The organism is Streptococcus sp. SV2, from assembly GCF_030440175.1.
GTDB lineage: Bacteria > Bacillota > Bacilli > Lactobacillales > Streptococcaceae > Streptococcus > Streptococcus raffinosi.
Map to the genome: position 1 here is coordinate 18,956 of NZ_JAQFJQ010000013.1, position 17,738 is coordinate 36,693.

The window sequence follows — 17,738 nt, forward strand, 5'->3', positions numbered from 1 at the left end:
CCTGCCTCTGTGGACAGGCTAATCTTACCTTATGAAAGGCGAGACAGACATTACTCTCTGTCTAAGTCACTGAGTTTTTTATTTCCTATTCATACCAAATCCAAACGAGCAAAAGCCTCATCAAAGGCTCTTCTTACGCATTTGACGAATGGTCTCAGCCATCTCTTTCCAACGATCTCTTGAGTAGGTCTGTTGGTTATGTTTGGTTGACTTGAGATCCTCAAAGCCTAGAATGGGTTTATTTTCGAACCTAAAGGCATCAAGGATTTCCACTACCTTTCTTCCAGGGTTAATATCCAAAAGGAGGTCACTGGTATGAACCAACTCCAAGTCTAAGCCATTTAAGCCTGCAATGGCTGAGTAAACTGTCACATTGGGATAAGTGATTAATTGTGCCAGTTTATCTGAAACATGCTGGCGACAGGCAATCTTAAACTGAACCTTAGGAAGCGCAGAGATAAGATCTGTCAAATGCGGAATTTCTGCAATATTGGTATAAATCAGGCAGGTAAATGGACGCCCCTTCGGATAAATCATATCCTCTAAGAGTGGTAGCAAGCCAGGATTATCACCCACCCCTGACCAATCCATTTGGGCATAGAACCACCAAACGTCACGATAGGATTGACAGGCTAAAGGCAGCCAAGGCTTACGATGTGAGGCGTAGTGTAAAACCTTAGGATAAGATTGTCCATTAGGCAAATGGAAACCAGCCAAACTTGACTTGGTGACGGCATAGTTATTGTCGAAAGACAAGGGCAACCAGTTATTACGGAAGACCATATTCAAAATAGACTGTTCCGCAAATGGTACCTTATCATGCCACTCACTGGTCATGTCAATTAAGTGGCGTCTCATATTGTATTGCTTCCAATAGGCAGTATCAATCACCATAAACCCGGCATCAAACATATACTGACGGTCCTGAACCTGAATAGCATAATCACGAACAGCAGCAAGAGGACGCCCCTGTAAATCAAGTGTAAAAAGATCCTCCAGTGAACCCGTAACCACCATATCACTATCCAGATACAGTGCCTGTTCCTCAGACACAAAATCAGCTACAAAATAGCGGAGATAGCTGGCATAGTTACTATTAGTCTTGTATTGCTTGATCTGACTACTGTCCACACGACAGTTAATCACCTCACTACCAAAAGCAGCCAGATGACGGTTGAGCCCCCTGAACCATTCTTGTGAGAAATCATCGTTAATCAAGTAAAAACGGATATTACGATGGTGAAAAATGATGGACTTCATGGTCGCAAGCACTTGATCAACATAGCCATAGTTAGCCGCTAGGACAATAGCACGCTTTTTGGTCTCATAACGTTGAGGCGCTAAGCGTAAGACCTGATATTTTTCCTGAATAGAGCGGTAGGCATCAGAATGCGTAAGCCCTTGCTCTTCCACATTTTTCAGGCAAGCAGCCAGCATCTGACGGTAGGTAATCATGTATTTTTCCATAGGGAAACCATGACTAGCCACAATAGCCAAGCGCTCTTCCATGGCGTAAACCAAGGTCATCATCCAGTCCTGCATCCAAGTCGCCGATGGCATCTCAGGACTCTCACGATAAATATAGAGACCCTTGTTAAGGTAAATCGTGCGCTCACTCATGAGATAGGCCTTAAGATTGAAAAAGCCGTCCTCTCCCACATGTTCTTTAGGGAAAAGCAAGTCGTTAAACAAAGAACGCTTGTAGAGTTTCCCAGTCGCAGAAATCAGGGCGATATTAATGTTGTTAGTTTCTTCAAAGAGGCCGTCTATAATCTGAGCCGGCGAATAAACCTGTTCATAATAGTCTTCATCTTTGATGTGAAAATAAAAGCGATTTTCCGATTCCTTATAGACACTATAATTGGCCACAGCAATATCAGCCTCATAAGCCAAAAGCTTGCTATAGAGGTCTTCCAAATAGGTTGACTCAACCCAATCTTCCGCATCCACATAAGTCACATAGTCACCCTTAGCTTGGCGGATACCAATATGACGGGCATCTGAAAGTCCACCGTTATCCTTTTTAAAATAAAGAATACGTGAGTCCTGAGCAGCATATCTACGACAAATCGTATCACTATTATCTGTTGACCCATAGTTGATGAGAATGATTTCAAGATTTTGATAGGTTTGACCTAAAACGCTGTCTAAACAGGTCTGAATCTGCTTTTCTACATTGTAAACGGGTATAATTACGGAAATTTTTTCTGTCATTTTTATGTCTTATTTCTTCTAGCTAGTATTAGTGTTCTGTCTCAAACAGCTCCCTCTTCACAAGAACCTGTTTAAGAGGTTAACAGCAGTTTCTGCAGTCACAAAAGATAAGGACTGTCAGCACTTTCTATATCCTTTTCCCTGATTTTAACGAGACTTAACCATATTAGATTATATCATACAATCACTTAATTTTCTAATAGATTAACTTTTATATGAGGAATTTTTTGCAACATTATTTCCTTTTATTTTCAGAAAAAACTGACAGTTGGGACGATTCTAACAAGGGACTAGAAAAAGAGATAGGTCAGATGACAACTATCTCTTAGAATGGTTAAAAAATTTTGGTGGAGGTTCTTAATCTCTCTACTCCCCTTAACCCTTATCCACAATTTTAATGCGACTGCTACCGTCGTGCGACTTAATGATGGCTAGTTGTTGGGCAATCCCTTCTTTCATGTCGTCCACGTGGCTGATGACACCGACCATGCGATTTTTACCGATTTGTTCCAAAACGGCAATAGCCTTGGTCAGGGCTTCCTTGTCTAGTGACCCGAACCCTTCGTCAATGAAGAGGGCTTCAACAACGGCACCCTTGCTTGTATTTTGCACGACTTCTGAGAGGGATAGGGCAATAGCCAGTGCAGCGATAAAGGTCTCACCACCAGACAAGGATTTGACGGAACGCTCGCTACCTGTCAATTGGTCATAGACGTTGATGTCCAAACCAAAGTGATCACGCGCCCTGCGTCCTTCTTCACTCAGGACAAAGGAATACCGATTATCCGTTAAGAGACCGATGTAGTTGGCATTAGCATAATCCAAAATTTGTTGAAAATACTGACGGATAACATAGACCTCAAGATTAAGACGACCAGTCAGAGCCGTATTTTCTCCCTTGACCACCTTGACCAAGTCACTAAGCTCTTGGTGGGCCTTAAAGGCCTCCAGGTTGCTGTCTTGAAGGGTTTTGGCAGCTTGGTAGGTTGCCGTCGCATCCTTAAGACCTTTTTCCATAACGGACACCCGAGACAACTGCTTATCGTAGCTCTCCTGACTAGCCTTTACTGCTTGCCCTAGACTATCTAAATCTGGTTTTTCTTGATTTTGGAGAAGCTCTTGATCCTTGACAATCTGCGCCTTCAATTCTTGCTTGAGGGTTGCATAGGTCGTCAATTGAGCCTGAAGCTTTGGAATAGCTTGATGGTTCACCTCAAGAAGCCAATGCTGGATTTGCTCTAGGTCATTGGTGAGGGCCCCTCCAGTCTTAAGACTTTGGTCTAATTCAGCTGATAAACGCTGAACATCTTTATTGGCTTTTTCTTTAGAAGTGGTTATGGTCTCAACTTGCCCCTTGATTTCTCTAATATCGGCATGAAGTTGGTTGTAGGCTTCACCATTCTCCTTGACCTGTTTCTCATAAAGAGCCAAATCCTGCTTGGCAAGTGCAATACGGTCTTGATAAACCTCTACGGACTCTAGCTCTGGATGAGCTTTCTGCAAGTCCTCTAGGCGCTCCCTAGCTTGGTCAAGCGCCGCCTTGGCCTCTTGATAGCTCTTAGCTAAATCTGTCGTCTTTTCTTGAGCTTTACCTATCTCATCTTGATATCGGACATAATCTGTCTCTTCCTTATCATAGCGTGTTTGGAGTTCTTGATAATGTTGCTTAACTTGTTTTAACAAGTTTTGTCCATGACTGGACTCATAGCTCTCAGCAAACTCAAATTCAAATTGACCTGCAACTTGTTCCTTCAGTTCTTGGTAATGCTCTTCCAGTGTTTGCTCAGCTTTTGCTACTTGGTCAAGCAAATCTTGACGTTTTGATTCAACCTCGCTCAAGGTAGCCTGACGATTTGACAAGGTAGCCACTTGCCTTTCTTTTTGAGCTTGAAGCTCCTCCACCTGATTCATGAGTTCCTTCAAGGCCGCTTCATTCGCCTGTGTCCCATCGACCTTAGGATGTTCCAGAGCACCACAAACCATACAAGGCTGACCATCCTCTAATTCTGCCTGCAACTGGGCAATCATGAGCTGACGGCGTGAGGCTATGGTTGTTGCTAACTTCACTTCCAATTTCTTGAGGCTTTCTTGGGCTTGGTCAATCTCCAAAGAGAGCCTTTGATGACGTTTGTCGGTCTTTTCTAATTCCTGATTCAAGTCCTCTATTTCTTTCAGGTCCTTAGCCAATTGTTTTTCCACACTGTAGTCCACAGACTGGAGGAGTTTTTCGGCCTCATACAAGCTATCTACACTAAGACGATTGGCCTCCAAATCTGACAAGGACTGGTTAAGCTTCTCAATCTCTTTCGACGCCTCTTGATAGGTTTCTTCCAACTGCTTGTAGTTAGTTCTTGAACGTTTGATTTTCTCCTGCTCTTGGGCCAGACTCTGGGCATAAATAACGTCCTCTTTCCAAGCTTCCAGCTTTTCTTCTTTTTGAAGAAAAGCCTCAGATTGAGCTGCAAGTGCCTCTTTTTGAGCCTTAACGTCCTCAAAAGCCTGTTCCTTAGCACTTAATGCTTCCTGCGCAATTTCAAGATCCTGCTCTAATTGCAACAACTGTTTCTGATATTGTTTGAGGCTACTAATGGTTTCTTGTAAGCCTTGGGCAAACTGCAATTCCTCCAGATGCGCTTTTGCCTCTGCCTGCCCCTGAGCCCCTTCCTCAATTTCCAGACGATAACGCTCCTTGGCTTGCTCCAATTCTTGAAAAATCTTTGCCAAATCTTGAGCACTTTGCAAGCTTTTTTGCAGTTTAGTCAAGTCCACATAGGCATCCTTCAAGATGCTTTTTTGCTCCGTAAGACTTTCTTGACGCTGAGACAGAAGTTCTTCAAGGCGTGCCAATTTTTCAGAGGCTGGCGTTTGGACCAAGACGGCTAATTCCTCCTCAGACCACACCTGACTGGCAAAATGACCATCTAGCTGAGCCTGACGCTTATCCATATCCTTATTGCTCTGACGAAGACGCTCTTCCAAGTTCTTTTGAAAACGGTCAAAGATACCTGTTCCAAAGATTTTCTTTAAAATTTGGGTTTTGGTCTTGGAATCCTCTTTCAAAAAACGACTAAAATCATTTTGCGGAAGAAGAATAATCTGCTTGAACTGCTCGGCATTGAGCCCCAAAATCTGCTCAATCTGGTCACTAACTTCCTTGATTTTATCCCCAAGTTTTTCAATTTCCTGACCACCAATCTTATCCACAATGACTAGAGAAGCTGTCGCTTTTTGTATGGTCGTACCACCGCCTCGCTTGGCCCTCTCCTGCTGGAGAACACGCTCAATGCGATAAAGATGCTTGCCTTGTTGGAAGTAAAAAGTCACCTTGGTCAGATCGTCCTCTGGACCAGCGAAGGTCGACCGCATCTCCTCAACATTACGATCACCACTGGTCGTCGCAAACAAGGCTACCGTCATGGCATCAAAGAGGGTACTCTTACCAGCCCCCGTATCCCCACCTATCAAAAAGAGGGGAGCATGGTCAAACTGGGTGAAATTGATGACTTCCTTACGATAAGGTCCAAAATTGGTCAATTCTAACTGAACTGGTCTCATTGTCGGCTCCTCCCAATCTCCTCAAAAATACTTTCCACAAGGGCAGTCTGTCTCTCAGACAAGACATCGCCCCCAGTCACTGTCTGGTAAAAATCAGAGACAATTTCCTGCGGCGACTGCATTTCCAAATCTTTTAAGTGCTGATCAACAGTCAAGTTTTCTTCCCTAACATCACCAAGACGACTGAAGGTAATTTCTACAATGTCTGTCCCATAAATTTCTTCCAAACGGGCACGCACATTGATGCCTTCTAATTCCTTACGGCTAGACAATTGAATATCAAAGGCAAACCAAGCCTTTTGACAAGGCTGTTCCTTATAAAATTCGGGTGCCACCAAGGTTTCAAAAGGCGCCTGCAAGGCCACAATTGGCCGTCTGACCTCCAGAGGATGGAAGGTCTGAGACAAATCACCAGACGCATCCACCTCAACAATATAGACACCTTTTTCTTCCTTACGCTTGGCTTCTTTGACATTAAAGGCAACTGGGCTACCTGAATAGTGCACGCACTGGGTAGGACTGGCAAATCGGGTATGGATATGCCCCAAGGCCACATAATCAAACGCCCTGAAAAGGTCACTGGTCACATTAGTAAGACCACCTACCGTATTGCTAGTTTCAGACAACATCAATTCCCGTAGACTTTGACCATCTTGGTCATCCTTCTTAGAAACCGCAAAATGCGTCACTAAAATATGGGCCTTGTCAGGATCAAAGGCTTTTTCCATATCCTGGAGAATATAGGCCAAGGCATCACCAATCCCCTGAATTTCCTTATTCTCATCGTCTTTATAGTAAATACGAGCATCAATGGGGTCAATAAAGGGAAGGAGGAAAATCTGGCAAGCCTCCAACTCAATAGGCTCAAAAGCCTCCTCTAAACGTGTGCTCAAATGAAGGCCCTGAGGTTGAAAAAAGTCTCGCCCAAAATGCAAACGTTCAGCCCCATCGTGATTGCCACTGATAGCATAAACAGGAATCTGCTCCTCTAAGACCAAACGGGCCAAGGTCTTATTAAAAAGCTTAATGGCATCCACAGGCGGTACCGCACGGTCATAGAGGTCTCCCGCAATGATGACCCCATCCACTTTTTCGCTAATAGCCAAATCCACAATTTGTTGAAAGGCCCACTCCTGCTCCTCCAACAAAGACCAGCCATTGAGCGTTCGCCCTACATGCCAATCTGACGTATGTAAAAACTTCATGACAGTCTCCTCATTCGTTTTGTCTTACTCTATTGTACCTTATCAAGCTGAATACTGCTTAAAAGTTTCACAGGCTTTGATAGTTTTTCCGCTTTTTAGCTGCAAAGACCAAAAAATCTCTCCCGAGCAATTCCTACTCGAGAGAGATTATTATTTTTGGAATTTATGAAAGATAAGGTATTAAAATCTTAGTCTTGTTTTTTACGACGGTTCATAGCTGCAAGTCCAGTCATGAGTCCCATGACAACAACACCCATTGCTTCGAGGTTGTTACCTGAGTCACCTGTTACTGGCAATTGTTCATCGCCTTCCTTAGCTTTATCAGAACCATCTGCCTTCTTACCATCTTTATTTCCAGATTTCTTCTTATCTGAACCTTTACCGTCTGAAGCACCATCAGCTGCTGAACCTGAACCCTTAGATCCTTTAGCACCGTTTGAAGTTGCTTTAACAGCTTTAGAAGTTGAGCTTCCACCATTAGCAGTTGAAGGTGTTGAACCATCTTCAACCTTGCGGTAGATGTAAGTAACAACTGTTTGACCTTCAGTCATCTTGTCTGTTGATTTACCTTCTTGACGAATCAATTCGTATTTCACACCATTACGGTAGATGTAACGGTCGCCGTGAAGGTTAACATCAGCACCAACAGAGTTAGTGATAACAAGTGGCATCTTGATTTGGTTACCATATTCATCACGGTAGATAACGACGATTGTACCAACTTCTTTGTTAACTGCTGGTTTAGCAGGTTCTGCATTAACCAACTTGTAAACAACCTTAGTATCTTCACCAGGATTGCTTGGTGTCACACCAGTCTTATCAGCCTTGTAACCTTTAATCTCAGGAACAAGCGTCATAGCAGCCTTGGTTGGGTCATTAGGGTCATTTGTGTAAGCGATTCCTTCAGCACCTGGGATTGGGTTACCTTTTTCGTCAACAGGAATGATCTTACCAAATTTAGTGTAAGTAACCGTTTCAACCTTGCTGTCCATAGTAACATCTTGAGCAGCTACACGGCCTTTATCAGCAAAGTAACCATTAACCAAAGGTGTGAGGACGAGATCAAATTTAGTCTTATCGGCCTTCCATTCACCAGTTGTAAGAATATCACCTGTTACAGAATCAAGGGTCAATGAACGTTTCCATTGTGCCTTTTGAACACTGTCTGCTGGCAATTTCGCATGGCTGTCTTTACTTGTATAATGAACAGTGTAAGTCACATCCTTGAGGTAGGCATCCTTAGCAGGCCATTTTGGACCATTTGGTTGGTTAGGATAGATTGGCGTACCTGGTTCGTGAGCATCATCTGGATTAAAGTCAAGCGCAACACGTTTGAAGCTTACTGTCCAAGCTTGATCTACCGCACTGTCCAAATCAAATGTTGCGCCAGCTGGGTAACCATCTGTCACAAGGACATAGCCAAGTTCTTGATAGTGTTTGATGCGTTCAGCTGTTGAATAACCAACCGCTTCGCCAGATTTACCAGCCAAAGCAACAGTTTCAAGCGTTGAACCACCAGTTTCATCACGATAAGTAACACTTGCTTTTTGATCATTCTTAACATAGACAACCTTAGTGTCGCTAGACAAATCACCTGGTGTCGCAGGTACAACCTTAGCAGTGTATCCTGGGATAGTTGGCAAGTTCTTGTCAACAGCAATCATCTTAGTTGGATCGTTAGGATCGTTGATGTAGGCAGTATCTGAAACTCCTGGAATTGGATTGCCATTTTCATCCACAATGATGAATTTACCAAAGGCCTTATAAGTTACGGTATCAGTTGCTTCTGGAGCATCTGGAGTAACTGTCTTACCACCTGCTAGGGCTTTATCTGCAAAGTAACCTGTTACAACAGGAACTTTAACGCTAGCATAGGTGTGGCTAGCTTCATTCCAAGTCACTTTACCAGTTGCTTGGTTATCTTTACCTGCAAAAGTATAGTCAGATTTTACATCTGCAGCTGGTGTCTTGTCACCTGCACCTTGGAAGGTAACCGTTTGTTTAGTAGCTTTAGTCACATCGTTAACGATAGCTACGTAAACGACACGTGTATCTTCACCAGGATTTGATGGAGACACTGGAAGGGCTTTAACAGTGTAACCAGCGATACTTGGAATTGTCTTGTCGATGGCAATCATCTTAGTCGCATCATCTGGATCGTTTGTATAAGCAGTTGTTGAGACACCTGGAATTGGATTGCCATTTTCATCAACGGCAATGAATTTACCAAAGGCCTTGTAAGTCACTGTATCAGTTGCATTTGGTGCATCTGGAGTAACTGTCTTACCGCCAGCTACTGCTTTATCCGCATAGTAGCCAGTCACAACTGGAGTCTTAACTGTGCCGTAAGTATGGCTCGTTGCTGTCCAAGTTGTTGTGTTAGTTGTAGGATCTTCTTTACCGCTAAAGCTAAAGTCGTTTTGAGTGTTAGCAACTGGTGTCTTAGCATCAGCACCTGTGTAGCTAACGGTTTGACTGGTTGCCTTAGTCACATCTTTAGTGTCTTTTTCAACGATAATGTGGTAATGGTAACCTGGTGCCAAATATTGACCGCCACCATTAGCATCAATAGAAGCATCTAAACCTTGAGCGCCATTGGCAAATTGAACGAGGTCAACGACACGGCTTTGATTGTAAGCCCAAGAACGATTTGAGCGAATCGTTGCAATACCGTTTACGTAATCATATTGACGTTCTGCTTTCAAAACATCCACATAAGCATTAGCTCTAGACTTATCAGCAGATGCGTACTTGATACGGTAACCTGCTGGCACTGGTGGAAGTTCTGTTATACCGGCATCATAGATTTTATTGTAAGTTTTACCGTTTGCTGTGATTGTTTCAGTTGAGTTGTTAATACGGTAGGTTGAAGAGTTTGGAATCTTATTTCCAGCTTCATCCACATAGTCGATAATACCAAGGTTGGCATAGTTTACGACAACCACATATCTACCAGTCGCATCGTCAATGTAGTCATAAGCTCTCATGACACCATCACTATCACGACCGACTTTAAGGTGGTTGATGTAGTCAATGTTAACAAAGTACTGTTGACGTTCTGGCAAATAGTTCAACTTATAGCCAAGGTTGGTCAAGTCAGGGTTGGTTGAGCCTGCTCCAGCATTGGTCAAAACAGTGAGTGCATCAACTGGACGAAGGTCACGGTTTGCGACTGCAAGTCCCATAGCATTGATGAGGTTTTCAGAGTTAAGACTAGCTTCGGCTGCGTTTAATTCGCTGCTTGTCACAGCCAACTCGCTTGTAGCTACTTTAAGGGCGCTATTAACAGCCTTTGATTCTGTGCTAGTAGCTTCTGTTGCTGTTGCAACTGAAGTGGCTGCACCAGTCGTTTGAGCTGACACTTGATCAGCTACAGGAGCCTCAGTAGCTGCTGTTGAGCTAAGGGCTTGTGCACTTGTAGCCACTGAAGTTGCTTGCGCTGTTGCAGACTCAGAGCTAGCTTGTGAAGCAGCATGTGACGCTACTTCTGAGCTAGCTGCTGTTTGACTAGTCGAAGTTGCCTGGCTGGCTGGTGCTGCTGATTGGGGCTGTTCGCTGGCTAAAGCCACAGTTGACACTGAGCTTGGTGCGTTTTCTGTTGTTGTTGGGGCCGTTGATGCCGCTGTCGGTGTTGACTGTTCTACAACCACATCAGGTTCAGCAGTTGTTGCCATACCCGTAGTAGCTGGTGCTACCGTTTCATCAGCTTGTGCGCCCTGTGCATTTGAAAAGATTGAAACTCCCAAAAGAACAGAGGCTACACCAAAGCTGTATTTCCGTAATGAAAAATGTTGGCGTTTATTAAACATATCTCTCATAGTAATAAAATTCCTCAATATCCAAATTACTTTATATACGTCTTCCATTTTATACCATAATTATTAAATTGTCAAATATATACTAATAATTGTTTGTTAATTTAATTTTTCTTAGAAAACATTAATCTTTGTCCCTTATCTAAATCCTTTGATTTATCAAAGCGTTCTAACCACAACTTTCCAAAATGAACCACTTTGTCAGTTTTATAATTTTCAAAAGACTTTCATAAGCAGACCGTATTTATTAAAAATCCGTCTCAACACTACTCTTTTATGTCCTTTTTATGATAGAGATTAAAAGATACAAGAAAGGTCATTGACAGCCTAGCCTTATGCTTTCCCAATTGCCAATCTAATGATAGGAAATACCTCTCTCCGCTAATTTTTTGACAAGACTCAAAAATCCCCTTGGATGTTTTCCAAGAGGGATTATTTGAGCTATTATTTGAAAATAGAGCTTGTGAAACTATCTGTTTCTTGCAAGAGTTTCTTGTAGACAGCTTCTTTGAGTTTAGTCGTATGACTTGTTGACACTGACTTATTACCATTCTTATCCGTCTTGATACTTGCTGCATCTTTGGCAACAGCATCCTTGAACAAGGTCAATAAATCATTGTAAGAGGCAACACTTGTGCCATCAATCGTTACTGGTGTTAGGCCATGAAACGCTTTTTCTTTTACTTCTTTGAAGTAGGCCTTCTTGAAGGCTTCTAGAGAGGTGAACTGACCATCTGAAATCTTGCTGATGATAAAGTCATCACCTAGAGTGCTCTTACCGGCTGCTTTGGCTTCTTGTTTATACTTGTTAGTCGCATAACCAAGGAAGCCTTTCTCATAACCATAATAACCCCAAAGTCTAAAGGTATTATGCTTGAAGGACATGGCACCAGGAGAACCCTCGCTGGTATTTCCGCCATAAATGGCAGACATCATAGGCACATTGACATAGGCAGAAGCGAAATCATCTGGTTTATAGACACCATTGCCCGGTCCACGATTGGTCATGAAGTTGTTGTCCACAAGGTCATCGATAGAGGTCAAGGTCATAGCCTTTTCACTATCGTTCAAAGGACGAACCTTATCGTATTGATTTTTGCTGCTACCACGCATTTCCTTATCGACCTTCTTGAACCAAGCATTATTGAGGTCCCGGTTGCCTTGACTAAGGACCGCTTCCCCTTCAAGTGAGTCAAGAAGCATGAGGGTATCATTGTAACCCTTCATGTAACGGTCGATGGCTTCACGTGAATTCAACTTGTTTGGATTTGTGTCATACCATTGATTACCATCATTAGGGCGTTCAAAGGCCATATTGAGTCCTAGTGCTCCGTATTCACCTTGGTGACCCTGAGTAGCTGGTGATTGAAGAAGACCTTGGGCATAAGCTTCAACGTCTGTTCCTTCACGACGACCATAATCGCCAAAGTAGGCAATACGGTCATTGATGTGGGTCGTTTCATGCGTGAAGGCAGAGGCTCCGTACTCACTAACCACATTAGACATGATAAAGGTTACCTTGGCACGGTTATCGTAGGCATTGTCGTAAATAGACGCATACGCACCAGCCACAGCACCATTATCTCCATAGTATTCGCCGACTGGGCCATAGATTTCACGAATTGGCGCATAGATATCTTTACTGTCTTTAAATTGGCCGTAGCGATCTGGCCAACCTGGCCAACCATGACCCCAGACATAGTAACCTTCCCAGACCGGAATGACAATATCCTTGAACAATCTGTCCTTAACCTTATCGGTAGCCAATCGTTGCCAGAAATCAAGATAGTTAATTTGACGTTGAGCAGCCAAATCAATCTCAGGCTTGAATTTCTCCAAGGTCGTGTTGTATTTATTGGCTGTACCATAAGACATGGTATCATAAGTAGAAATCAAGAACATCTGTGTCTTATCAAGATTCAACAAAGGAAGAATCATCTTTCGATGCAAGCCACGGGTTAAGTTATCATAAGCACGGTACTTGTGCTCGCCGACACCTTGGTTTTGAGAAGCTTTCTCGACAACATAGACCTTATCCTTAGTCGCATCAATGAACCAGTCGTTCATATTATCAATAGTGGTAAAGAGTTTTCGATTGTAGTTAAGGAAGTCGTTTAAATCTCCAGATTTAGTATATTTAGCTAGAACTTCACCGAAAGCATCGTATGTTCTTGAACCACTGATATTATTTTCCTTAGAGCCAATTTCAATCAAGCGGTCAAGAACATCCACATTGTTACCATAGAAATCTGGTTTAAAGAGCATGAGTTCCTTGATATTGACATCATCAAATTTCACACCATAGTAGCGATTCAAGTAGGTCAAACCTAGCAAGAGGGCAGCCTTATTTTTCTCAACCTTGTCAAGAATCATTTGTTGGGCAGCAGGTGATTGGTTGAGTTGATGATCCTCATTCTCAACCAGCTTAGTGACAAGGCTAGTCAAATTATTCTTAACAGCGTCAAAGCTTTCTTCCAAGTAAAGATTCTTAATAGCATTGACCTTGTTTCCTCCAGTACGACCAAGTTTTTGGTAAATTGGGTCAGACTGCAACTCAATCGGTTTAAGGATATCGACAATACCGTTGATGAGGCTTGAGTGGTCTTTTTGAACGATATTTGGGGTGTACGTGATACCCAAATCAGTAACAGTGTACTCCTTAACGTTGCTCAATCCTTCGGAACTATCTGAAAGCTTGAAGTAGTCTTTGGTACCATCAGCATAGTGAACAATAATCTTGTTAGCATCACTTAAATCTGTGACAAAATTACTGTCTTTCATTGGTGTCACTGAGAGCACATCTTTGGTATTCAGGTTATGGTCTTTAGCCAGTTTGTTTGCTTGATAGACAATATAATCTTTGTTATAGAAGGGTTGAAGTTTCTCGATATTCTTGTAAGCCTTGCTATATTCAGGCTTATAATCTTGAATATTAGCGAAGTCTGATGGACTAGAAACATTGTTAAGAGTATTCAAATCGTAAGGCTCACTAACAAATGTATCAGCTGTAATCTTGTAGCCTTCAACACGCTTATCAGCTTCTTCCTTAGTCAAATGTTTGAGTTTTTTCGGACTCTTGGTATCTCTACCAGTGCCATCTTCGGCAGAGCTATAGCCGATAACGCCAAAGAGGTCTTTGATATGAGGTCCACCATCTTCGTCATCCACATCATTAGAAGCAAAGATTTCTTGACCTTTGACAACCTTGGCATAGGTCACGTTGTCTTGAACAGCGCCGTAAGGCCATGTCTTAGCGACAATACCACCGACATTTCGTGTGTTTTTAACATCAAGTACACCCTTGGCTACTGAATTGGTTACCTTAGCCTTCGTTCCTGATTTCCAACTGTTGAGCATGTAAGTGACAAATGGCACCAGCATACTGGCATTGGCATTTTGAGCTGTAATAGTCGCATCTACATAGGCTCTGTTGACAAATCCCATGTAGTTTGAACCAGCAATCCCACCAACTGTCGAGTTATTACCGATAGAGTCAATCTTACCGACAAAAGCGACATTCTCAATCTTACCATCTTCATCAATCTTATTGACGATACCAGCCACATCATTGTTACCAGTAATCGAACCAGTCACCTTAACATCTTCAATCAGACCTTTATTTTTAAGGTTAAATCCAACCGTCGCGATTTGATTTTGCCCAGAGCGATTGATGTCTACATTTTCAAAGTTGATGTTCTTGATCGTTCCGCCATTGATGACATTAAACAATGGATGCTCTAAATCATAGATGGCATAGCGTTTGTCACCATCACTTAGCAACTTACCAGTAAATTCGGTCGTAATGTATGATTTACCGTTTGGAACGACGTGACGAGCACTCATGCTTTGACCCAGTCTAAATTCACCTGAAGGATTAGCCTGAATGGCATTGACCAACTCAGCAAAATCGTAGTAAACATTGGCTTGGCTAGCCTGAGGTTTCTCAATGTAATAGCTATAGGTTTGAGCAAAATGGTTTTGGGCATCACGTTGAACCAAATTGTCCGCTGCTGCAGTTACCTTATAAACCGCCTTGCCATCAACCGTCGTTTCTTCGATGGCTTTTACAGCCAAGTAAGTGGTCTTCTGATCCGCAGAAGTCATCTTCAAGTAGTAATTCGTGAGATCCTGAGGTACAGCTGCCAGACGAGTCTCATCCACTTCTGTTTGATTGTCATACTTAATCAAATCTGTACGTGCAAAATCTTTAAGCTCAACCTTCTTGAAATCCAGTTGGAGAGTTTGGTCTGCCAAAACCTGATTCTCCTCACCATTGCCACGATCATAGGTCATGGTTGTTGTGAGGGTATATGGCTTGTAATAGTCTAAGTTTGTTAGGTCAGCAGTCAAGGTCGTGCTAGGAATATCAAGCGTTTGAACAACCTGTCCGTCTTTCTTAAGCACAGCTTTAATAGTCGTGATAGCTGCTGAACCTGGATTCGTCAAGTTGTAGCTAAGTTTAGCACTACGACCCAAATTATCCTTGTCAATCTGTGTCAGCGTAAGCACTGGTTTTTCAGACACCTTGGTCCCTTTGTGAACGATACGATCTTGAACAGGAACTAGCACGGTTTCAGTGACAGTTGGTGCCTCAGACGTCTTATTCCCTTTATAGGTCTTATAGACTTTGGTGATTTTGTTTTGACCTTTTTGACCTTCTTGGACAACCTTTAGAGTGCCCTTTTCAAGACTATCATCTTCTTGGACAATCTCTTTAAATGGAAGCTCTACGATAGACTCTTCCGTCGTTGTTCCATCTAGAGGTTTGCTGCCACGACGAAGTTTTCTAGGTTGTGGCACCTCAATAACCTTACCTGACACAATAGTTGGCTCACCAACCTTGACACCATCAATGGTTTGGTAAATTTTCTGGATTTCTTGGCTACCTTTTTGACCTTCTTGCTCGACAACCTCTTCATCCACATACTTGCTATCATCAGTGATAACTTCGATAGGATAATCGATGGCTTGCGTTTCAGTCTCTGTGACACTTCCAACAACTGGAGTGTGGACAGGATTCTCGGGTTGGACAGCCGCCTCACCTTCGTGACCTGATTCTTGTGTACCCTTGGCTTCCAGTTTGCCTGTGTACTCTGGATTTGTAGGTTGAACAAGGGCTTCGCCTTCATGGCCTGGTTCTTGAGTCCCTTTAGCTTCCAGTTTACCTGTATAGTCTGGATTAGCAGGTTGAACAAGGGCTTCGCCTTCGTGGCCTGGTTCTTGAGTACCGTTGGCGCTAATTGGGCCTGTATATTCCGGTGCGGCTGGTTGAACGAGCGCCTCGCCCTCATGACCAACTTCTTGGGTACCATTAGCACTAATTGGGCCGGTATATTCTGGCGCGGCTGGTTGAACCCAAGCTTCACCTTCGTGACCAACTTCCTGTGTACCATTAGCACTTACAGTATCGCTACTGATTGGACCAGTATACTCGGGATTGACAGGCTGAACAGCAGCCTCCCCTTCGTGACCAATTTCTTGCGTGCCATTAGCACTGATTGGGCCTGTATATTCTGGTGTAGCTGGCTGAACCCAAGCTTCACCTTCGTGACCAATTTCCTGCGTGCCATTAGCGCTTACAGTATCGCTACTAATTGAACCCGTATACTCGGGATTGACAGGCTGAACAGCAGCCTCCCCTTCGTGACCAACTTCCTGCGTGCCATTAGCACTGATTGGACCTGTATACTCTGGGGCGGCTGGTTGCACAGTCGCTTCACCTTCGTGGCCAACTTCCTGCGTGCCCTTAGCACTTGTTGGCGCACTGTTTTCAGGAACACTTGGTTGAACGAGAGATTCTCCCTCGTGCCCGATTTCCTGACTACCCTTTTGCCAACTTTTTTCCGTTGTTTCTTTATCAGTGGCTTCTTGCTTTGGTGCCTTATCGTCTTTTATGGATGGTTCAAGCCCTTTAAAAACCGTCTCTAAAGGCTGTTCAAGCTCAGGTTTTGAGGAATAACGAAGATAACCAACATATTCGTAACCATCGATGGTGATAACACCCTTAGCCAAATCCTCTGCACTAGCAACTGCCACGGTCTGATTAAAAGCACGCAATTCCTTATTTTGCAAAGCAAGCACTTCAACCGGCATAAAGAGAGTTTGACCTGTAGCCCCGATCAAAACCAGACCAATAAGTTTTTTACGGTGTTTTTTTGAAAACAGAAGGACAGCCATACTTGCTGTTGCCAACCCTAGACCTGTCGCTGCCCATTCTGTACTGCCTGTCTGAGGTAAGGTAGCCTGCGTGTTTCCCTTACGTTTATAGACCAAATAAAACGTGTCTTCATTTTGATAGTCCTTAGGAATGGCATGGACCACTTGTTTCTGCTCTGCTGGTGTCAATTCATTTTCAGTGACATAGGCCAAATGCACTGAAGCATCAGCGCTGACTTGGTCTGCCTCAACAGGTTTAGACACGAAAAGACCACCTGCTATTAAGAATGTTCCAATAGCAACTGGTCCAACACCTACTGACAACTTACGAATGGCGTATTTTGTCACTTTTTCAACAACATGATTTGCTTGTTTCATTCATAAACTTCCTATTTGTTAATCGTTGTACCCCAAAGGCACGTCAAAAACAAAGACGTTATCGAATAAACACGCACTTTATGCATTTATTAACCTTCTTCCGAAGTCTATCATATCCTTTTTTTAATGTTTAGGCAAGTGTTTTCTCTAATTTTTAATCAATATAAAAAACTATTTTTCATCTGAGACTCAGTCTCTATGAAAGTTCTTAAACCGTTTCATAATAGGATTAGTATACATAGTATTTTCTATCAGTTTAAGTATCTTGAATCAAAACCAATCGCTATCTAATCTTTAGAACGTCTATGACATAGCAATTTATGTTCTTTTTATCTAATATTTTAATATGATACTTACTCTCAAAAGCACACAAAAGAGACCCACCCCTTTCGGGATGAGTCTCTTTTTCGAAAAC

At 42.9% G+C, this 17,738-nt stretch carries 5 protein-coding genes; all 5 read right to left on the minus strand.

The window, feature by feature from the left end; genetic code table 11:
* Positions 1–120: 120 nt before the first annotated feature.
* Positions 121–2,214: a glycosyltransferase gene (locus tag PCY14_RS07470; protein WP_060934287.1), complete on the minus strand. Its 2,094-nt coding sequence runs from the start codon at positions 2,212–2,214 to the stop codon at positions 121–123.
* 375 nt (positions 2,215–2,589) lie between these two features.
* Positions 2,590–5,769, minus strand: coding sequence for an SMC family ATPase (locus PCY14_RS07475; protein ID WP_301363367.1), 3,180 nt, complete (start codon positions 5,767–5,769; stop codon positions 2,590–2,592).
* The gene (locus tag PCY14_RS07480; protein WP_293920161.1) at positions 5,766–6,974 is read right to left on the minus strand and encodes an exonuclease SbcCD subunit D; all 1,209 of its coding nucleotides are present in this window, start codon (positions 6,972–6,974) and stop codon (positions 5,766–5,768) included. The genes PCY14_RS07475 and PCY14_RS07480 overlap by 4 nt, the downstream gene beginning before the upstream one ends.
* Before the next feature lie 188 nt (positions 6,975–7,162).
* On the minus strand, positions 7,163–10,792 hold the full coding sequence (locus tag PCY14_RS07485; RefSeq protein WP_301363369.1) for a YSIRK-type signal peptide-containing protein: 3,630 nt from the start codon (positions 10,790–10,792) through the stop codon (positions 7,163–7,165).
* 441 nt (positions 10,793–11,233) lie between these two features.
* Positions 11,234–17,323, minus strand: a complete 6,090-nt coding sequence (locus PCY14_RS07490; protein WP_301363371.1) for a ZmpA/ZmpB/ZmpC family metallo-endopeptidase — start codon at positions 17,321–17,323, stop codon at positions 11,234–11,236.
* Positions 17,324–17,738 lie beyond the last annotated feature (415 nt).